At 62.9% G+C, this 20,321-nt stretch carries 16 protein-coding genes; 8 read left to right on the forward strand and 8 right to left on the reverse strand.

Translation table 11 applies throughout. From position 1 onward, the window contains the following. Positions 1-154: 154 nt before the first annotated feature. The 4 genes from NM2_RS42545 to NM2_RS42560 are packed head-to-tail and all read right to left on the reverse strand — an operon-like array spanning position 155 to position 8,278. Positions 155-3,361 carry a type I restriction endonuclease subunit R gene (locus NM2_RS42545; protein WP_067682329.1) on the reverse strand — a complete coding sequence of 1,069 codons (3,207 nt, stop codon included), beginning with the start codon at positions 3,359-3,361 and terminating at the stop codon, positions 155-157. Then, entirely contained in the window at positions 3,361-4,548 is a 1,188-nt protein-coding gene (locus NM2_RS51120; protein ID WP_218026106.1) for a restriction endonuclease subunit S, read from the reverse strand. Before NM2_RS51120 ends, NM2_RS42545 begins: the two co-directional genes overlap by 1 nt. 29 nt (positions 4,549-4,577) lie before the next feature. Further along, complete coding sequence (locus tag NM2_RS42555) at positions 4,578-6,212, reverse strand: class I SAM-dependent DNA methyltransferase (RefSeq protein ID WP_067682335.1); 1,635 nt, start codon at positions 6,210-6,212, stop codon at positions 4,578-4,580. A gap of 35 nt (positions 6,213-6,247) precedes the next feature. Next, entirely contained in the window at positions 6,248-8,278 is a 2,031-nt protein-coding gene (locus NM2_RS42560) for a hypothetical protein (RefSeq protein WP_157121789.1), read from the reverse strand. Positions 8,279-8,340: 62 nt separating this feature from the next. Between NM2_RS42560 and NM2_RS42565 the strand changes: the two genes are divergently transcribed. From NM2_RS42565 to NM2_RS42600, 8 genes are all read left to right on the forward strand, one after another. After that, positions 8,341-8,682: a hypothetical protein gene (locus NM2_RS42565; RefSeq protein WP_157121791.1), complete on the forward strand. Its 342-nt coding sequence runs from the start codon at positions 8,341-8,343 to the stop codon at positions 8,680-8,682. A gap of 76 nt (positions 8,683-8,758) precedes the next feature. After that, positions 8,759-10,165: a Fis family transcriptional regulator gene (locus NM2_RS42570; protein ID WP_067682343.1), complete on the forward strand. Its 1,407-nt coding sequence runs from the start codon at positions 8,759-8,761 to the stop codon at positions 10,163-10,165. A gap of 324 nt (positions 10,166-10,489) precedes the next feature. Further along, positions 10,490-10,825, forward strand: coding sequence for a WXG100 family type VII secretion target (locus NM2_RS42575; RefSeq protein WP_067682346.1), 336 nt, complete (start codon positions 10,490-10,492; stop codon positions 10,823-10,825). Next, the gene (locus NM2_RS42580) at positions 10,822-11,115 is read left to right on the forward strand and encodes a WXG100 family type VII secretion target (RefSeq protein WP_067682349.1); all 294 of its coding nucleotides are present in this window, start codon (positions 10,822-10,824) and stop codon (positions 11,113-11,115) included. Before NM2_RS42575 ends, NM2_RS42580 begins: the two co-directional genes overlap by 4 nt. Beyond that, positions 11,106-12,569, forward strand: coding sequence for a deaminase domain-containing protein (locus NM2_RS52770; RefSeq protein WP_067682352.1), 1,464 nt, complete (start codon positions 11,106-11,108; stop codon positions 12,567-12,569). Before NM2_RS42580 ends, NM2_RS52770 begins: the two co-directional genes overlap by 10 nt. A gap of 25 nt (positions 12,570-12,594) precedes the next feature. Next, positions 12,595-13,095, forward strand: coding sequence for an SMI1/KNR4 family protein (locus NM2_RS42590; protein ID WP_067682354.1), 501 nt, complete (start codon positions 12,595-12,597; stop codon positions 13,093-13,095). Positions 13,096-13,097: 2 nt separating this feature from the next. Continuing rightward, complete coding sequence (locus NM2_RS42595; protein WP_067682357.1) at positions 13,098-13,547, forward strand: YbaB/EbfC family nucleoid-associated protein; 450 nt, start codon at positions 13,098-13,100, stop codon at positions 13,545-13,547. A 174-nt stretch (positions 13,548-13,721) separates the two neighbouring features. Further along, entirely contained in the window at positions 13,722-14,465 is a 744-nt protein-coding gene (locus NM2_RS42600; RefSeq protein WP_245718512.1) for an alpha/beta hydrolase, read from the forward strand. Positions 14,466-14,499: 34 nt separating this feature from the next. Here NM2_RS42600 and NM2_RS42605 read toward each other — a convergent pair whose 3' ends face one another. The 4 genes from NM2_RS42605 to NM2_RS42620 all read right to left on the reverse strand — a co-directional run bounded on the left by NM2_RS42605 (position 14,500) and on the right by NM2_RS42620 (position 19,987). Then, positions 14,500-14,979, reverse strand: a complete 480-nt coding sequence (locus tag NM2_RS42605; RefSeq protein ID WP_067682362.1) for a GNAT family N-acetyltransferase — start codon at positions 14,977-14,979, stop codon at positions 14,500-14,502. Between the two features lie 188 nt (positions 14,980-15,167). Then, positions 15,168-15,635, reverse strand: coding sequence for an NUDIX hydrolase (locus NM2_RS42610; protein ID WP_067682365.1), 468 nt, complete (start codon positions 15,633-15,635; stop codon positions 15,168-15,170). Between the two features lie 183 nt (positions 15,636-15,818). Further along, positions 15,819-17,141 carry a hypothetical protein gene (locus NM2_RS42615; protein ID WP_157121795.1) on the reverse strand — a complete coding sequence of 441 codons (1,323 nt, stop codon included), beginning with the start codon at positions 17,139-17,141 and terminating at the stop codon, positions 15,819-15,821. Positions 17,142-17,143: 2 nt separating this feature from the next. Further along, positions 17,144-19,987: an ATP-binding protein gene (locus NM2_RS42620; RefSeq protein ID WP_169816344.1), complete on the reverse strand. Its 2,844-nt coding sequence runs from the start codon at positions 19,985-19,987 to the stop codon at positions 17,144-17,146. Between the last annotated feature and the right edge of the window lie 334 nt (positions 19,988-20,321).

Genomic DNA, 20,321 nt, shown 5'->3' on the forward strand with positions numbered 1-20,321 from the left:
CACTACGTTCGGAGCTACTGCTCAAGCATGCGGCCCACGGTACAACGGTTGATCGCCAAACGTGGCTCCCTCCCACGTTCTTCAGCGGTTGTTGCCGTGTGTCGGTGGCGGCGTCGCGGCAGCCTCCACCCCTACGAGCCTGTCGATGTTGTCCTCATGGTGTCGCCAGGCGCTTGTCCTCGACGTACTTCGGTGCCAGTACTTCCATTTGGTCGATGACCTGCCGAATGGCGGCGGGCTGCTTGTCCGGCGGGTAGCCGTACTTGCGGAGTAGGCGCTTGATGGTCGAGCGGAGTTTGGCGCGGACGTCGTCGCGGACGGTCCAGTCGGTCTTTACGTCACGCTTCATCACGGCGACCAGTTCTCGGGCGATATCGCCGAGGATATCATCGCCCAATTCGATGACAGCGGACTCGTTTTCGTGGACGGCGTCGTAGAAGGCGAGTTCGTCTTCGTCCAGGCGTGGGTTGAAGGTCGCCCCGCGGTCGCGTTCTCTCGCCGCTTCCCGTGCGAGCTCGATCAGTGCGGAGATGACCTGAGCGGAGGTGAGTTGCTGGTTGGTGTACTTGTTCATCAGTTCGCGCAGGCGTTCAGAGAATGCCTTCTGTCGGACCAGGTTGTTGCGGGTGCTGTGGCTGACCTCGGCTGTCAGAGCGTCGCGGAGAGCCTCAATCGCCAGGTGCGGATGTTCGGCTTCGCGTGCCTGCTGCTCGAAGTCGACGGTGAGGTCGGACAGCGACGGTTTGGGCATGCCCGCCGCTGCGTAGATGTCGATGATCTGGCCGGAGGCGGTGGAGTCGGCGAGCAGCTTGTCGAGGGCACGTTTGATGTCGGCGGGCAACGGTCGGCCTTCGGCTTTGCGTTGTTCGGCATCGTATTTGGCCATCCATACCCGGACCTGTTCGTAGAACTGGATTTTGGGTCGCAGGTCGGTCAGGGTTTCCGAGCCTCGGCTGACCGCCCAGGCGCGGCCGAGTTGGTTGGCTAGGTCGCGGAACCGGTCGGCGAGGGTCGGGTCGCCGGCGGGGACCTGGTTGCCGGGTGTGGTGGGAGATCGAAGGTACTCGAGAGTGCTGGTGACGACGCGCATGAATTGTCCGGGCTTTTCGACGAGTTTCGTCCACCACGGATAGCCGGCGCACAGGGCGTCCAGTTGGGCGACCAGTTGCCGGGTGAGTTCGATGACCTGGTCGGGTGTCGACTGAACGGGCTGTACGCGGCCCGCAGTGCGGGTGTACTCCTTGAGTGCGGCTTCGAGGTTGTCGGCGATCGGTGCGTACGCGACGACCAGGCCGTCCTGTTTTCCCGCGAAGGTTCGGTTGACCCGGGCCAGGGTCTGCATGAGCAGCGCGCCTTGGATCGGCCGGTCGAGGTAGAGGGTATGCAGGGGCGGGGCGTCGAAACCGGTGAGCAGCATGTTCTGCACGATCACCAGCTCGAGGGGGTCGTTCTCGTCTTTGAGTCGATTGGTGATCGCCTTGTTCTGCGACTCGCGCCGCACGTGCTTCTGGATCGGTTGCGGGTCCTTGGCGCTGCCGGAGTACACGACCTTGATCACGCCCTGGTCCAGCGCGTCGGATTCCCACTCGGGTTCGAGCGCGACTATCTCCTCGTAGAGATTCGCCGCGATCTCACGGGTCGCACACACGATCAGCGCTTTGCCGTTGCCACCGATGTACTCGTCCATGACCGCGCGGCGGTTCTTCCAGTGCTCGACGAGGTCCTGGGCGACCTTCTTCAACCGCTCGGGTGCCCCGTAGAGGGCGTTGAGCACAGTCACCGACTGTTCTATGCGTCGGCGTTCGATGTCGTCCAAGCCGACCACCGCGGCATCGGCCGCGCCGTCGATCTCGGCATCGGTGACCTCGGCGGCGACCTTCACCTCAGGCAGCCGCGGTTCAAAAATAACCCGCACGGTTGCTCCGTCCTCGACGGCGCGAGCGAGGTCGTAGATGTCGATGTACTCGCCGAAGACATGGCGAGTGTTGCGGTCCTCGAACGAGATCGGGGTGCCGGTGAACGCGATCAGCGTCGCATTGGGCAGCGCCGACTTCAGGTGCGCGGCGTACCCGTCGAGGTCGTCGTAGTGGCTACGGTGGGCTTCGTCGACGATCACGATGACGTTGCGGCGGTCCGACAGCAGCGGGTGCTCGAGCCCGGATTCCTTCTCCTGCTTGGTCAACCCGAACTTCTGCAATGTCGTGAACAGGATCCCGCCGGTCTGCCGGTCCGCCAGCGCGGTCCGCAATTCCGCTCGGCTGCCGATCTGCTTCGGTTCCTCCTGCAGCAGTGCAGATTTCGAGAACGCGGCGTAGAGCTGACCGTCGAGTTCGGTGCGGTCGGTGACCAGCACGATGGTCGGATTCTTCAACTGTGGCTTGGTGCCGACGAGATGGGTGTAGAGCTCCATCTCCATCGACTTGCCCGACCCCTGCGTATGCCAGACGACCCCGGCTTTGCCGTTGCTGCGCATCGCCTCGATGGTGCACCCGACGGCTTTGGACACCGCGAAGTACTGGTGCGGCTTGGCAATTCGCTTCCGCAGGCCCTGTGGGGTCTTGTCGAAGGCGACGTAATCGCGCTGCAATTGCAGGAACCGTTCGGTCTGCAGCACTCCGTCGACCAGGTACTCCAACTGGATGCCAGCGTCATCGTCCTCGATGCGCGTGCCGAGGGCCAGTGGCTCGCCGCTGTCGTCGACATTCCACGGCGAATAGTGGTTCAACGAGGTGAACGGGGTGCCGTAGCGGGCGGTGACACCGTCGCTGATCACGGTGAGCACGGTGAACCGGAACGCCATCGGGAACTCGTCGCGGTAGGTCACCAGCTGGGCGTGCGCGGACGCCAGGTCGGCAGCCTGCGCACCGGGGTTCTTCAACTCGACGATCACCACGGGCAGACCGTTGAGATAGAGCACCACGTCGAATCGCCGCCGGTGCTCACGCGACCGGACATCGACCTGCCGGACCGCGAGGAACTCGTTGTCCTCGACTTGCCCACCGATGAAGTGAATGGTCGGATTCTGTTCCACCCCACGATGATCGACATAACTGATCCCGGTGTAGCCATTGATCAGGATCTGATGCAGCCGGAAGTTCTCCTCGATCGCCCCCTGCGACTTCGGCGCCAACACTTCCGCCCGCGCCTGCTCCAGAAACTCCACCGGCACACCAGGATTCAGCAGCCGCATCCGCTCCAACAGACGCCCCTGCAAAACCAGGTCCTGCCAGGACTCCCGGCCCAAATCCTTACCCGGGGCGATGTCGGTGCCAGCCAACGGCTGCCACCCGTGCAAATCCCCCAACCGCTTGACCATCATCTGTTCGAGCTGGTTCTCACTGACACCGACATTTTCGGTCATTAGGCTATCGCTTCCACTTTCTTTTCCGCATCTTTGACGCGGAGTTTTCCGGACATGAGAAAGGGAAGGAGTTCATCGCGAGTATTCGCAAGAACCCTATTCTCTCGTGTCATAGCATGGCCCAATTGATGTAAGGAGCCTAGCTGCTCGATTATCGAGCAATGCAAATCATCATTAGGTATTGGAACCTGTAGTGCACCGATATCCTGAAGGTTGACGTAGGGAGCCATGTCACTCTTGTGCATCGCAATGTCAGTCTGGCGAATCCTGTCAGCACTGCGGAACCATTCTGCGAACCAAGGCTGCAATCGGCTCTGTTCTTTCGCCATTCGGAAGTAGCAGAGTTGCGGGCTGTACACGCTGGGCCCGATGTCGTTCTGAATGGTAGCGACGCGTCCAACGGTGCCTTTGGTCGTCAGGACGACATCGCCCGGTCGGCAGATCTTGGGTCCGACGCTACCCGAATAGTCGCTACTGACGAAATCGCTGCCACCGAGAACCACACGCCCGTCGCGAATGTCACCAGCGCGAACGATCTGCATTCCCGGCTGACCGTGTTCGGCTCGTTTCGTGCGGTAGCCGTCGCCGTAGGTCAGCACCCCCTCAGCGGAAAGCGTGCGGATGCTGGACCGAGTCATCGCATCCGACTCCTCGATCGCTGATTGGAACATAACTGCAGCCAGGTTGGAAGCAAGGTCAAAAATGCGTTTGTTCGCGGCGATCTTGTCATCAAGCGCCCCCAACACCTCCGCAATCGCCCGCTGTTCATCGTAGCCGGGTGCCGGGATAACTACCTTACGCAATTCTGGCTGGCGAATTCCGAGAACGGTCGTACCCGAAGCCCGACCGCTGAGGTCGGCCTGAACCGCATCGGTTTGAAAGGCATAATACAGGAACTTGCTGTCCAGAACACCACGCTGTCCACGCAAACAGTAGACGCGCTGCGCGATGAGCACTGGGCTGTCGTCACGAATTGGTGCGACCCTTCCAAGAGGTGCTTCGCTAGTCAAGATTAGGTCGTCTCGCCGGGTCGGCTCCGGCATCCATTTTTTCCAGGTCTCTTCCGAGACGCGCCTAGCTTCGGAAAAGTCAATTCGACCTGGCTTCACGGACATTCCCGAGATCGCAGGCACGCCCGATTTCTCGAAAGGAGGGTTCTTTCCGCGGTTGTCGATCAGTAGCTCCAACGAGTCTCCCAGTACGAGATTTCGCCACGTCATTTCAGCGACTCCAACCTTTGGCGCACGATGGCTTCAAGTCGTGAAGATTCATCGAACGCGGTCAGCAGTTCGCGCTGCAAGCGGTCAACTTTCTCGTTAATCGGCTCATCATCGGTCAAGCGCTCTGCGGAACCCACATATCGGCCGGGCGTAAGCGAATACCCTGCTGTCTTGATCTCGTCCGTCGTGACTGACCGGCAGAACCCCGGAATGTCTTCGTACGGTAGCCCTTTCGCTGCAGCAGACTTCGTCCCCCGCCAAGCGTGATATGCGTCCGCGATCTTCGCGATGTCTCCGTCGGGCCCATCCGACAATGCCCGCTCGGCTCGGTCCACCATGTACCCGAGCTCCCGGGCGTCGATGAACAGCACCTCCCCGGTCCGGTCCACAGTTCCACCATGCCCGGCCTTCTTGTCCTTGGCGAAGAACCATACGCACACCGGAATCCCGGTCGACCGGAACAGCTGGGTGGGCATGGCGACCATGCATGACACCAGGTCCGCTTCGACTATGCGAGCGCGAATGTCGCCTTCTCCATTGGAGTTCGACGACATCGACCCGTTCGCCATCACCACACCTGCGGACCCGTTCGGCGCCAGCTTGTAGAGCACATGTTGGATCCAGGCGTAGTTGGCGTTGTTGGCCGGTGGGACGCCGAAGACCCAGCGGGGGTCTTCGATATTGCGAGTCCAGTCCTTTAGGTTGAAAGGGGGGTTGGTCATGACATAGTTCATGGCTACGCCGGGGTGCTGGTCGCGGGCGAAGGTGTCGCCTGCCGTTGCCCCGAGGCCCTTGTTGTCTATGCCGTGGATGGCAAGGTTCATCTTCGCCAGCCGCCAGGTCTCTGCGATGGATTCCTGGCCGTAGACGGCGAGGTCTTGGGCGTCGCCCTCGTGGTATTCGACGAATTTCTCCGACTGCACGAACATGCCGCCCGACCCGCAGCACGGGTCGTAGATGCGGCCACGGTTCGGTTCGAGCACTTCCACGATAGTGCGGACCACGCTGGGTGGGGTGAAGAACTCGCCGCCGCGTTTGCCTTCGGCGCGGGCGAAATTGCCGAGGAAATACTCATACACTTCGCCCATCAGGTCGCGGGCTTTCTGGTTGCCGTGGCGGCTGAACCTGGCGCTGTTGAACAGGTCGACCAGCTCGCCCAGGCGTCGCTGGTCGATGTTGTCGCGGTTGTAGATGCGGGGGAGGGTGCCGAGCAGGGATTCGTTGGCTCCCATGATCGCGTCCATCGCCTCATCGATGAGCAGGCCGATCGACTTCGGCGGTTGGCCGGGCTCGTTGCGGCCTTTCGCGTACTTCGACAGGTAGTCCCAGTGCGCGTTGTCGGGCACCAGAAACACCCCGTAGCCTTGGTATTCGTCGGGGTCGTCGAGGTCCATCTCGAGTTGCACGGGATCGGCATTGTCGCCGCCGAGTTCGGTACGCAGGACCTCACGGCGTTCGTCGTAGGCGTCGGAGACGTACTTGAGGAACACCAGACCGAGGATCACGTCTTTGTACTGGGCCGCCGACAGCGACCCGCGGAGTTTGTCGGCCGCCTTCCATAGCGTGTCCTTGAGCTCCTTCATGGTCGATGGTGCTTGCGCAACATCGGTTTTCCGCGTCCTCGGGGGCACCCTGGACTCCTCTCCTCGTTGTCGGACAATGTCTTTCATGCCCGGTTTCCAACCGTTGCTTGGACATCCAGGCTCACCGTGCCAGCGGCGATCCCGCTGATAAGGGCGCGGCACAGATCCTCCATCGCATCCTGCCGCGCGCGCAGGCGTCTGGTGTAATCGGCGGCCTCGGCGAGCACCGACTCCAGACGCTCGACTTCCTCGTCGGGCAGACGTGGCACCGTCCAGGCACGCCAGTCCGTGTGGTGGGCCGGCATATCGTTGATGAGCGCGGCCAAGATGTACGGCCCGATCCCGGCGCCCGGTGCCAGTCGGAGGATCCGCGACGGTGACAGCACCCGACTCCCGCCAGTAGGGTCGACGATCGCGCGCGGCGCGTGATCGCTGAATACGACATCCCCGGGTTCGGTGCGGTTCGCGCGCGGATAAAGACGTTGCGCGTCCAACGGGTCGAGCCGGAACGCTTCGACACCGTGGTGTGCTGACAACACTGCCACAGTGCCTTCCGGACTGCCGTGTGACTGGTCAATCCGATTGCCGGTACGAAGGTGTATCAGCCCAAGTCTCGACAGCTCGCTGAGTGGTCGCTGGACGATCTCGCGTGAGCTCGCCGCGGCCCCGGCGGGCACGTCGAAACCCGGATCGGGTTCGGCGGTGATCAGGGTGGCGGTATACACGCGGTTCAGGTCGTCGATCGTCTCAGGCGCGCGCAGCCGCACCGCCACAGCACCCGGTGCCACCACCGCGTGTCCGGCTCGGATGTCGCTGAGCGGGACTTCCTTGCCGTAACGGTAGGCGCGCGCTTCCCGGTCGGTGCGATCGCCGAACGCTGCGGCCAAGTCGGCGGCGAGAGCGTCGTGGTCGAGCTCAGTTGGCCGCACGGTGCTGAGGTCGGCTACAGTGGGAAGGCTGGTCTTAGCGCCGCCGTGGAATACCCAGACTCCGAGTGCTTGTCGGTGCGCTTCCTTCCATAGCCCGCGGGGCAGCTTGAACGCGGCGATGAGGCCACCAGAACCTAGGGTTTCCGCGCGCTTACCCTCCAAAGTGTCCTGCCGTCTCCCGGCGCGCGGAATCGCGTCGCACAATACTGCGGCCGAGCCGATGATGACAGCGATCTCGTTCTTCTCGAGCCCAAGGAGCGTGTAGTCGACGTCGTCGATGGCCTTAGCTGATTCGGTGCCGACCACCGACAGCAGCCGGACTCGGGGACCGACCTCTATGGTGTGTTCCTGTTCGCGAATCACCATGCGGCGTCGCAAAGCACGTGCGTCGCGACCCTCGCCGATCGCGTGGATCTCGAGTTCGGGGTCCGCGTCGGACAGAGCCAGCACCGCCGTCGGTGCGTCACCGCCGGAGACCAGGTGCACACCGTCGGTACCCAGTTCGGTTCGACACGCGCCGATAATGGTGCCAAGCAGTTCGATCGCGTCCGAGGTCAGGTCCCGGAGCGCGAGTTCACGTCCGGCACGGGAGGATTCGAGCTTGGCGAGGGCGTCCGCTCCACCGAAGCTCGCCGCCATCAAGCCGTCGATGAACACTCGTGCCGCGCCGGTATCGGCCAGGGCCGCGATCTCGCTGGCGAATGACTCGTCGGCGGGATCGAGCTCCTGGGCGAGGTCGACGCATTCCTCGTCGGTCAGGTGGGCGAGGTCGCCGGCCAGGTGTCGCATGCACAGCAACGTCACCAGGTCTTCCAGGGACCAGCCTTCGGGAGCGCCGACCGTTGCGGCATCCAAGCGGGTTTCGGCGTTCTTGCCCCGGCCGGTGCGTTCGAGATAGTCGACCACCTCGGATCGGTCGAACCGAGCGATGCCGCCGACCTGGGCGACCGGCTGCGGAAACGGGATGAGCTGCCCACGAACCGACTCCCGGTTACGCCACATCGACACCACAGCCCGCTCGACTTTTGCCAGGTCGGCGATGTCTTGCAGCGTGAGCGTTGGTTCGGTGGTCGGCTGGTCCATGGGTAACCTTCGTCTTCCTCGTGAATCGGCATCGACGCTACGCCCTGCGGTGAAAGTCATAAAGAAGAAACTCTGATAATCGGGCTTATCGGCGAAATGCATCGACAACGATTGGCGGCTAGTTCATGGTGATCTGACACCGCACACCGAGCGAGGAGGTCACCATGAGCGGACATCGCACACACCGTCCCTGTCGGCAGTACCCGCCCCGATTGGCGGCGGTGCGCCGAAAGCTCGACCTGCACACCGGCGCGGATCTGGCGCAGCTGCCGCCGCTGGTCCGGATCGCTCGATGTGGGTCGGGGAAGCTGAAGTACTTCACCGTCGCTGACGCCGACCTCGCGCTGGTCGGGATCGACGCATCGAACCCGAACAGGCGCGAACAACGGGTCTATCCGTGCCCGCTGTGTCAGGGCTGGCATCTCACCAGCCAGGACCGCCATGACCGGGCAGCATCAACCGGAAGATTCAGTCTAAGAACAACATTCACCCTCGGCCTGCCCTAGATCGAGAAGCCACTTATCACCATGCGGTGCGACAACCAGTTGTGCCGCTCCCAAACGCGCCCTCGCGAGGAGAACCATGAACCGTAACGCGCACTTCACCGACAACAACACCGCCCTGGCCATCGAGCAGCTGATCCTGCGTGATCGAGACGTCCTGCGTGAGGCTCAGCGCTGGACAAGCGGGCATCGGGGTCCGATCGTCGACGACACCGAGACCCTGGCCGTCGCCGACCTGTCGGCGTTCATCACCGAGGTGGTCAAATGCGGCGCCGTCGCGCTCGCCGCCACCGGTCAGGCCAGCGATGCCAAGGAATTGGAACGGATGGTCGCTGAGGTTGGTGAGAAGGCTGCCGCGTCGGCAGCCAGGGCAGCGGAGTTGACCGGCCAGGCCGCGAAGGACGCCTCGGCGGTAATGACCAAGACAGTTGATTCCGCCAAGAAGGCGTTGGCCGAGGCTGATGCGAACTGCCGCAAGGAGATGGCGGCGACCGTCAACTCAGCCACCGCCAACATCACCGATCAGGTCAATCGGCTCTTTGGCGGGTCGGATCCGGAGTTGGTTGCTCGCCTGGAACCGGTACTCAAGCAGTTCAGCGCCGAACTGACGATGAAGGCCGCCGCCGGCACTCAGGAACTGATCGCGACTGCGACCAGGCAGTTCGACTTGAATGACCCGACTTCGCCGATCGCCAAGCACACGGCCGCGCTTGATGCTCGCCAGCTCCAGATGAGCGATCTGCTGATGGCCAACCACGCCGACCTGGCCAAGCGGTTCGAGGAGATGACAGCCGCGCTGAAGGTGCGGGAGGCGAAGGCGGCTCTCATCTCGACGACCCCGCGTAAGGGCGACTCGTTCGCCGCGGGAATTCACCGGTTCATGGAACCCATCGCGGCCGGTCTCGGTGACGAGTACTACGACACCGGCGCGATTGTCGGAGCGCTGCCGCGCTGCAAGAAGGGCGATGGCCTGCTGACCACCGCCGAGGGCGCGCGCGTAGTGGTCGAGATGACCGACTCCCCGCGGTCGGGCTGGAACGACTACCTCGTCGAAGCCGAACGCAACCGCCAGGCCGCCGCATCCCTGGGCATCGTGCGGTCGCCGGAACAGAACGGCGGTGAGACGCTGCGGGTGCTCGGCCCGCGCCGGGTGGTGCTCGCCTTCGATCCCGACACTGACGAGCCGGACCTGTTGCGCGCGTGTGTGTTGCTGATGCGCGCAGCGAGCGTGACGGTGGTCGCGCGTAGTGGCGGCGAACAGTTGGCGACCGCTGCCGAGAAGGTGCAGAGCGCACTGTCCAAGCTTGAAAAGCTCGCTACCGCAAAGAAATCCGCCGACGTAATTCGGCGTGAGGCCACCAAGATCGACAAGACCGTGACCGACTTCGCGACCGAGGTCGAATTGGTACTCGCCGAAGCGGTCACGGCCCTCACCATCAGCGCCGGGCCGACGCCCTTGGTCGCGCTCAGCACCGACGTCGCCTGAGTGCCTCCCCTCCTGAACGGGACCCCGACAGCGACACGGCCACAGGCGGATTCGCCGATCGAGCAGACGCTGCCGCCGACCGCAACGAGGACGATTGCTGATCGATAGTCGCCTGCCAGCTCGGTAGGACACCTCTCGGTGTCCGGGCCCTCGACCGGACTCTGGCGCCGAGAGACGTTCCAGCCGCCGCAGTGTCTTACGGTGGGCCGCTCGAGTCCTTCGATTAGAAACAGTTGCGGTTCTCGGCTCGCACTGGGGGATGTCTGCTGTCACATGAACTTCGGTTGGTCGCCGCCGATCGTCGGTGCTCGGTAGTCTCATTGGGTGGGTGACAGTCAGGGGGCGTCGGTTCCGGTAGAGGAAGTTCGTGCTGCGGCGCAGTGGATCGAGGATTCTGCGGCGGAGTTCGATGAGGAGATTCAGACTTTCTTCAAGCGGGTGCGGGCGGTGGTCGGTGGGGATTGGTCTGGTAAGGCTGCGGATTCGCATGATCAGCCGTGGGTGGATTGGTATACTTCGGCCAATGATGTTGTGGCGGCGCTGAAGGGGGACGCGGCGGCTTTGCGGCAGGTGGTGGGTGGTTTCGTCGAGACGGATTCGACGTCGTCGGCTGCGATGCGCCATCAGACCAGCAGCCTTGACCTGCCGGAGATCTCGTGAGCGGCGAGCCGTTTCGGGTCGATCTGACCGAGTTGCAGAGCCTGATCGATGACGCCAAGCGTCTGGATGCGCAGGTCGAGGCGCGGGTGGATGCGATCGGCCGGCGTGTGGAGCAGTTGCATGCGCAGTGGACCGGGGTGGCCGCGACTGGCCATCAGCGGTTCGTGGAGCGTTGGAATGGCGATACCGCGGCGATGCGGGATGCGTTGACGACGTTGCAGGCCGCGTTGAGGCGTGCGCACGGAAACTATTCCGGTGCAGTGGATGTCAACATGCGGATGTGGCCTTGACGGGTTCGACGATCAGTGTCGTTCCGGGCGCGTTCGCCGCGGCGGGCAAGTTGTACAGCGCCAACCATGACGCGGCCGCGTCGGTGGTGCGATCGCTGGCGAAAGTGCTGGATTCGCATTGGGGTTGCGGCGGGACCGATGATTCCGGGCACAAGTGGTGCGACAAGTACGATCCCGCCGCGTCCAACGCGGTCGCCACCGCCACGGCGGTGGTCAACTCGCTGGGCAAGCTGAACGACCTGTTGCAGGTCACCAGCGTCAACCACGCGAATGCCGACAACGGTTCGCACTACGATCCGAAGGCCGGTAACCAGGCTCAACCTCCTGCGGCGACTGCGCATTTCGATGCGCCTGCGTTCAGGGGCGCGTACGGGGGTGACACCGATGCGCCGTTGGGGTGGGGGCTGATCAGTCGGTGGGTGCAGGGCAGGATGTGGCCGAACGGCCACAGCGATGGCCTGCGGGCGTTGTCGTCGGCATGGACGGCTGTGGAGTTCGGGATGAAGGGCATCAAGGCCGCGGTCGCGGGGGCTCGCCGGATCGTCAGCGAGCAGGCCAGTGGTGAGGTGGCCCAGATCCTTGCGCAGATCGATATCGTCGATACCGCGATCGACAACGTGATCGGTCAATGTAACGAACTCAGTTACGCGACAACTGATTACGCGCAAGCGATCGATACCGCGCATACCAAGATCTTCCAGGAGCTCGGCGAGTTCTTGGCGATCGCGGGTGTGGTAGAGGGGATCGGGTGGCTCGCTGGCGGGCCTTTGGGTGGTGCGGGTGGCGCGGTGGTCACCGGTGCTCGTGCGGCGGCCACGGGTGCGCGGGTCGCCACGATTATCGATGAGCTCGCGGCGTTCGTGGCGGCGGCGATGCCGGTGGCTCGTCTGGTTGCGGTGGGAGCGGCACCGGCGGTCATCAAGAGTGTTCAGCCGTTGCTGGATGCGCAACCGAATACGTTTTATTCGAACACGAGACCGGGTGGGGCGACGCGGCCTGCGCATCCGACCAAACCGTTTCGGGATGACAAGGACACGGTCGCTGAATTCGATGGTGAGCAGGCTGCGCAGGATGTTCGGGATCGCCTGTCGAGCTCTGGCAATACTATCCGGCAGGGGAAGAACATCGCTGTTGCTGAGGGGGAGATCGATGGGCAGTTCATTCCCTCTCGCGAGCTGGAGTCCGTCAGTGGTAAGGGGTCGCCGCCTGGCACTGTGGAGGTGCCCGAAAAGCCGACTTTCAATCCGCGTGATGAGTCCGGTGATACCTACCGGCCGACGGATTCCGAATACAAGATTCTCGAAAAGCTTTCCACTCGGTTGACGCCGGACTCGAAGGGGGTAATAGATTTGTACACCGAGAACAAGCCGTGCGATGCTTGTGCCAGCGTGATCAAGCAGTTCGAGGAAAAGTATCCGGGAGTGAAGCTGAATGTCACCTACACCAACCCCTGAGCCAACTACCCACAGCCTGCGGGAGATGGAGCGACTCGCGGCTGCCATGGTCGAGTCGGGCTACTGCACTCCGTCGGACATCATCGGATGCACCCCAACCGAGATCGCCGAGATAACCGCGACAGCAGAGTTCGCCCTCCCCGACGACTACCTCGCCTTCCTGCAGGTTATGGGTAGGAACCCGGGGACCCTGTTCCAGGGCCGGGCGATCCCGTTTCCGGCGTACCTGGAGGCTCGCGAGGTCGCCGAGGACATTTCCCGAGACGAAGAAGAGAACCTCACTCTTGAGGACAAATTCTTTTTCGGGCATCATCAGGGCTACATCGTCTATTTCCTCGAACGACAATCGCCTGGCGTTTTCCTCTATCAAGAGGGGCATCCGGAAGTGCAAAAGCTCGCTGGCTCTTTCGGTCAGTGGCTGTGGGATAGTTTCGAAAGAAGTCGCTCCATTCGCGAGGAAAATCGGAGGCTCGATGTCGAGATCGAGCGAAAACGAGCCCAGATGCGTGCTGAGGGCAAGCTGTAGCGATGGCCGATCTTCGTGGCTTCGAAGCCGAGCAACGTGCCGCTCTTGCAGAGATGCAGCGAAAGGTCAACGAAGTCCACGCTGCTCTCGCCCGTATACGAGTCCGCGCCTCCTCGCGCAATGGCGAACTCGGCGTCACCGTTGATGCGCAAGGTCACGTGCAGGACATTCGGTTGACCGCACGAGCGCTGGGACTCGGGGAGAAGCGTTTGGCGCATGTGCTTTTGGAGACCATCCAGCATGCCGAGGCTGATGCGGCACGGCAGGCCGGGGAGGCGGCCCGGCCCCTGACCGGTGATCCTCGCATCGCTGCGACCATGACGGAAGCCCGGCGGATGATCACCGGAGGAGCAGAGGGCAAACGTCCACCTCCCCGTGCGATGACCGAGCAAGAAATCCAAGCGGCGGACGACGCCTACTTCGAGCGGATGAATCGCCGCGGCTGGCGGTGAAGTCCGCCAGTTACTCACGCACTCGGGCCGTACCGTCAGCGACGGCTGGAGAGGTGCTTGGAGATCGCGCAGGAATGGTGGACGCTTTCGTGGTCGACATCTGAGATCGAATGGGGGAGCTGATCGGTGGAACGTGTCGAAGTGAGGTCGGTCGACGGCATCCCGTTGCAGGTGGTGGTCGATCCGCCGATCGGGCCGGTCCGCCGGGGTGTTGTGGTGTTGGTGCACGGCCTCACCGTTGATATGGACGAGGGCGGCGGCATGTTCGTGCGGCTCGCGCAGCAGCTGGCTGGCGTGGGTTTCGAGGTGGTGCGGTTCTCGTTCCGCGGGCACGGCGGAAGCGGGGGAGCGCAGCGGGGCATGACGATCGCCGGGGAATGCCTGGACCTGCAAGCCGTGATCGAATGGGTGCGCAGACGGTTCGCCGGGCCGGTCTCGATTGTTGCGGCCAGCTTCGGCGCGGTGCCCACATTGCTGTCCCTGTCGTGGTTGGGAGAAATTTTGGATCGGCTGGTGCTGTGGAACCCCGTGCTGGACCTGCGCAACACTTTCCTGGAGCCCGAACTCGCTTGGGGTATAGACAATTTCGGGACCACACAGCAGAAAACGTTGCAAGACAAGGGGTTTCTGCTTGTCGATGGCCAGTTCGAGCTGGGCAGAGTGCTGTTCGGCGAGTTTGCCAGGTACCGGCCGCTGGAGGAGTTCCTGGCTGTCGATGTGCCCGCGCTGGTCGTGCACGGTGACCAGGACACCGCAGTGTCGTACCCGATAGCTGCCGAAGCCGTGACAGTTCGGCCGAACACGGCGCTGCATACGGTGCTCGGCTCGGACCACGGTTTCGATTCGCGTAGACGCGAAAACGAAGCGATCTCCGTGACGGTGAATTGGCTGGCCGGGCATCCGCGCCCGGTGTCATGACCCCAGCGACCTGGCCTGCCTCTGGTCAAGGTTGTCAGCCCAAGTTGAATTCGTAGACCGCACGGCTGCGACCAGGTCCTTTGTAGTCGGTGATGACCGAAATGTCGTCGATCTGGTGGTTGCCTGGGATATTGACGTAGCCGAGTTCGATCCAAGCGGAGTGTGCTGCGTGATTTTCCGGATCGGACGTCAAGTAAATCCTTGTGCAGCGCCATCTTTCGGCTTGAACGCGCACGCTGTGCAGCAAGGCGCGAGCGATGCCTTGCTGCCGATGGCCTGGATGGACCATGACATCCTGGATGTAGACCTCGCCCGCGTTGTCCTGGCTGCGGAACGCGATCACCGCCCCGGTGAGCGTGTTGTCCTCGTCGATCATGACCGGGCACGTCGAAGAGAACAGTTTGGCGTAGAGCCAGTAGTCGGACAGTCCGCGGACTCGGATGAAAGGTTCACCGAGCTCCATGAGGTCGTGAACTTTGTCGATGTGTTCGACGCGGAGGGGAGTGATGTTCACGGGCGCTCCTGTCCATGAATTCTGAGACGATTATGGTCAACTTGACCGAGGTCGGTGAGGTTGACCGTGGCGATGACACGCCCTTTCGGTCGATTCTCGCAATGGCCCCAGCTCCTGCGAAGGCAATCGACCACCGCAATGCACTGCGGATTCTGGCGACCGCCAGTCGAGTCGAGAGCGCCGACAGCTCACCCGAGGTAAGGGTAATTTCCGGACAGGAAGTCGCGGATCTGCTGACGCATGCTCGGATGAATGTCGTACTGGTCCAGCTCTTCGGATGGCACGAACGCGACACCGTCCGCTTCATCGTTGACCGTGGGTTCGCCGTCGATGGGCCGTCCGATGTAGGTGTTTTCGTATTGTTGGCGGGTTTCACCGTCGGTGTAGGCGACGATGTGATTGGGGTTGCTGTAGATGCCGAGGAATCCGGTGATCTCCGCAGTAATGCCGGTCTCCTCGCGGCATTCACGGATCGCGCACTCGCCAGCGGTTTCGCCGAAGTCCATCGCGCCGCCGGGCAGTGCCCACTGGCCGGTGTCACGGCGGCGCTGCAGCAGAATCGCTCCGGTGTCGTCGGTGACGAGCAGATTACACGCCACCACAAGCGAATTCGGCTTGGGTGCCTTCGGGTCGTGGTAGTACTCGATCCTGCCCATCACTCTGCCCTCTCCTCATGGTTCCCAAGGCTGCACATCAGAGCTGACCACCTCACCCAAGGCGGTTCCGGTTGGCCCGACCGCCGTGGTGTCGGCCAGGCACCGCGCGGTTCCGCGAACTCGGCCTCGACGGCGGAGCCGGAGTGTGACCGGTCCGGTGGCTCAAAGCTCAGGTCGATCGATTCAGTCGGAAGCGGGCGCTCCTGTGATCTCCGCTGGTGGTGCACTCGACAAGTATCTGCCGCGCGCGCTGTCTGAGCTGAGTGCCAGCGAACCGGCGAGCCAAGCTCTGTCGCCGCGATCCGGCCCCTGCACGCTCAATGCGCGGGCAAGTGGGCGGACAGCGGTACCTGCGGGGTCGCTGTCGTACGGATATGCACCCCAGGCTGCTGCCTCGGCCGCGGTCGGGTGACACCAGAAGGTGTTCATCAATTCGTGGATCAGTGGCCGCGGATTGTCGGTCAGGTCGGTCACCGCGTCGGCAAAGGCGTACAGGGTCGACCGGTATATGTTCAGGCCCCAATCTTCGGCGGGACGGTTGTTGTGGGACTGGAGAATTGGTTCTACGTGTCCGGCGGGGGCGCGTTGGTATCCGGAGACGATCCCGTGGTCGCCCATGCAAAAGGTCTCGACGACGAACGGTGCGTCCGGTACCCGCCAGTGCGTTCCCTGGTGGGTGGCCGTGTTGTACATGTATGCGGCAACACGGTCTGGGTCGGTCCAGCCGGTCGGGCGTGGTTCGTGGCCCCAGAACAGTACGTGGGGGCGTTCGAAACCGGCTTCTTCGCAGACGGTGACGAGCGACCCGATCATTCGGCCGGTCCACCCTGCGTCGACGAGGCCGGTGCGGGAATCGGCCAGGGAATGCTGGCGGGCGTATTCGATCAATAGGTGCCTTGTTTCGGTGATCCGTTGAGACGCCGTGGATTTGATTTCGTCTGTCCGCAGGAAGCGGCGCATGGCCTCGGCTTGTTCGGTGCGGTCGGCGCGGCTGTCCGGGTTGAGGGATACGCCGGCGGTGAGCAGAGTCTCGATGTAGTCCTCCATCGGCAGGCCGAGTCGGGTACATAGGTCGAGGGCGTTTGATTTCATAAAGCTGTTGAACAGCCACGACGTGTCGTCCAAGTGGTTTGGATCGGTGGCGGCGAGGCTCCAGGTGAGCCGACTGCTGTAGATGTATTCCAGATCCAGCTTTGGGGCCAGAGTGGGGCCGAGGCGACGAGCGAGTTCGTAGAGCACCTGGCCGTCGCGCGATAGGAACCTGAGCCGGTCAAGGTTGCGGTGTTGTGCTTCGTGCAGCATCCAGACCACGGCGCTGAGCAGTGCGGGGGCGGCGACACCGGCCGCGACATCGCGAATGACCTGGTCGTGTTCGATTGTCGCGGTCACGGTGGCACATGCATGGCGGCTGGCGTTGTAGAGCAGGTCTGCGGTGTCTCCTGAGTGGGTGGAGTGCTCTCGCATGATCTGTTCGTATCGTGTTGTGTTGTGTTGGAGCTCGCGCATCGTCACCATTCTCTCAACACCATCTCGATTCGGTGTTCGGTACTTATTCCGCTCCTACGGCAGATCGCCTGGGCTGTGGCCATTTCTGGGGTTGGGTCTTCCCCTCGGCGTTCGGTTGTGCGTGCCCGGCTGGCCTGCACTCGTGCGGTCCATAATTCGTCGCCGAGTTCGGTGAAAATGTTCTGTGCCTCGGTGAGCGCAGTCAGCGCCGAGTCAAGGTCACCGGTGTCGCGGTACACGAGTGCGAGCTGTCGCAGGGCGCGGCCTTGCGCCGGGCGGTCGCCGATACTGCGGAACGCTTGCAGGGCCGAGTTGACCTGGTGTTCGGCCTGATCCCACTGGCGGTCGTTGCGGTAGAGATCGGCCATGCTCAGTTGCGTTCGAGCGACCCAGCGATGGTCACTGATCGCGTCGAAGATTTCCTGCGCGGCGTTGAGGTCGGCTACCGCGTGTTCTCGGGTACCTGCGAGGCGGTGGGCGTCGCCGCGGTTGCGGAGAGTGACTGCGGTGCCTCGGCGGTCGGCGAGCTGGTCGAACAGGGCCAGGCAATCATCGAAGGCTGTGTGAGCGTGGTCGTAGTTTCCTTCGTTGCGGTGTACGACGGCGATGTGGCGTAGTGCTCGGGCCTGCCAACGTTGGTCGTCCAGCTCCCGGAAGGTGCTCAGGGCATGTTCGAACGTTTGTAGTGCGTGGTCGTTGTGCCACCGGTCCCGGTACACCAGGCCATACCGGATGTGTGTGCGAGCTTCTTCGAGGCGGTCGTCCAGGGAACGGTAGATGCTCAGGCTGGATTCGAAATGGCGGTGTGCGTCTTCCCAGCGTGAGAGACCTCGGTTTGCGTCGGCCATTCCGTTGAGAGCGCCGGCGATCGACCGTGAGTCGCCCTGTGCTTGCAGGACTTCGAGGGAATCGGAGAATGCGGTGAGGGCATCGTGGAGGCGCCCCTGGTACCGCCGGGTGTCGCCGAGATTTCGCATGGTGACTGCCCATAGGTGGCGGTCGTCGAGGCGGTCGAAGATTTCGATGGCTTGGGTCAGCAGGTCTGCGGCCTCGGAATATCGCCCGAGTTCGCGGTAGAGGGCGCCGAGGCTGCGTTGCGTGATTGCTTGTGCCCGTTGGTTATTGATTCTGCGAGCGGCATCGAGGGCGAGGTTGTGTGTGCGCGCCCATGCTTGCCAGTCTGCGCGCCAGTCGAACATCGGCGCCAGGGCTTCACTGAGCTGCCACGTTTCCTCCCACAGGGTGTGACTGTGCGCCAGCTCGATTGCAGCGACCACGTTCGTCTGCTCGGCGGCGAACCAGCGCCGGGGATCGGTTTCCCCGACGTCGGCGAGCGCGGACGGTCCGGTCGAGGCACCCGGCTGTGATGGCACAGCGGTGCGCTGTAAAGCTTTCAGATAGTCATTGGCGAGGCGCTGCGCGGCGCTTCGGCGGGTGTCGTCGGTGTCGAACGCAGTGGAGCATTCTCGGGCGAAGTCGCGGATGAGGTCGTGTAGCCGGTAGCGGATCCTGCCCGAGTTATCGGCACCGGCGATCTCGACGAGTTGGGCATCAACCAGACTCTCGAGCAGTTGTTCAGCATCATCGATATCGGTGCCGAGAAGAGCGGCGACGTTCCATGCCGGAAAAGCAGCTGCGGTGAGGGCCAGCATGCGAAAGGCCGATTGTTCTTCGCTGCTGCGGCTTTCGTAGCTCAGTGCAAACGATGCACGGACTTCGAGATCGCCGGCCTTGAGCAGGTCGAGCCGTCGGCTTTCGTCCGCGAGTCGTCCAGCGAACCATGCCACGCTCCAGCTCGGTCGGGACATCAGGCGCGCACCGGCGATACGAAGCGCCAGCGGCAGGCATCCGCACAACTGCACAACCTCGGCGACTGCGTCGGGTTCGGCGGAGGCGCGCTTGGTTCCGATCAGTGTGGTGAGCAAGTCGATCGCGTGAGACGAGGGCAGGACACCCAGATGCACGGCGTGCGGGCCTGATAACGCCGTCATGTGTGATCGGCTGGTGACCAATACCGCTGAGCTGGGGGTGCCGGGAAGCAGTGGGCGAAGCTGTGTTTCGTCGGTGGCGTTGTCCAGGAGTACCAGAACGCGGCGGCCCGCTAGGCAGGCGCGGTATCGTCTGGCGCGTTCGTCGACGTCTTGTGGGATATCTGTGCCATCGACGCCGAGTTCACGTAGAAATCCGGCGACGACTTCGCTGGGGTCGAGCGGTCTGGCTTCCGCGCCACGCAGGTTGGCGTAGAGCTGCCCGTCCGGGAATACGTCGGCGACCTTGTGTGCGACGTGAACAGCCAGCGCGGTCTTGCCGATTCCTGCTTGACCAGAGATGGTGGCGATCGGCACGCCGGTGCCGGACGAGTCGCCGAGGATAGTGATCAGGTGAGCGACTTGGTCGCTTCTACCGGTGAAGTCGTTTGTATCGGGTGGGAGCTGCATCAGCACTCGTGCCGGTTGCTGCACCGTGGGCGACAGAGTCTCTTGCAGGGACCAGGATGTCGTGGTGATGACGCGGTTCTCTGGCGCGTAGTCTGCTGCCCAACCGAGCTGGACGGGGTTAGTGCGAAATAAGCGGCACAGCAGGTCCTGGTAGTCGAAGCTCGGGCGTGATCCGGCTTCCCATTCCATCCAGGAGCGGGCAACAAGCCCTCGGGGCTTGAGCTTTTCTCGGCGGCACATGTGGTGGAACTGCTCGACAGCCTCTGCTACGGTCCATCCCCACGCCAGGCGGTGTGCCTTGAATGCCCCGTGGCCGCATTGGTCGGTGATCTCTTGGGCGATGGTATGCAGGAGTTCGAGGCGGAGGTCTTCGCTCTGGTGCAGCTGTTGCAGGTACTTGGTTCGCACCCGCTCAGCGCAGCCTGAGTCAGGCCGCCGAGATGCCTTGTCGCCCATATTGTTTTGAGCCCCCTTGCACCAGTTGAACCCGCGCTACAACAACCCTTGTACGTTAGCCGGGCCCTGAGCTGAGCTCCAGCCGGTGACAACGTCACCGCAGTGAACAATTCCGCCGCGCGCAAGGTGTGAGTTCGTCTCCGCCGCAGTGACATCCATCCGCACGACGCGCGCGTGACCAGCACGGACGAGCATGTTGACGCCTCTCACAGTGGTGAGCCCGGCTCTCGTCTATCGAGTGTTCGGTGCTCGGGTGAGTCTGATCTCGGCACCGTTCGTGGGTGCT

The organism is Nocardia miyunensis NBRC 108239 (genome assembly GCF_001613065.1).
Taxonomy (GTDB): domain Bacteria; phylum Actinomycetota; class Actinomycetes; order Mycobacteriales; family Mycobacteriaceae; genus Nocardia; species Nocardia miyunensis.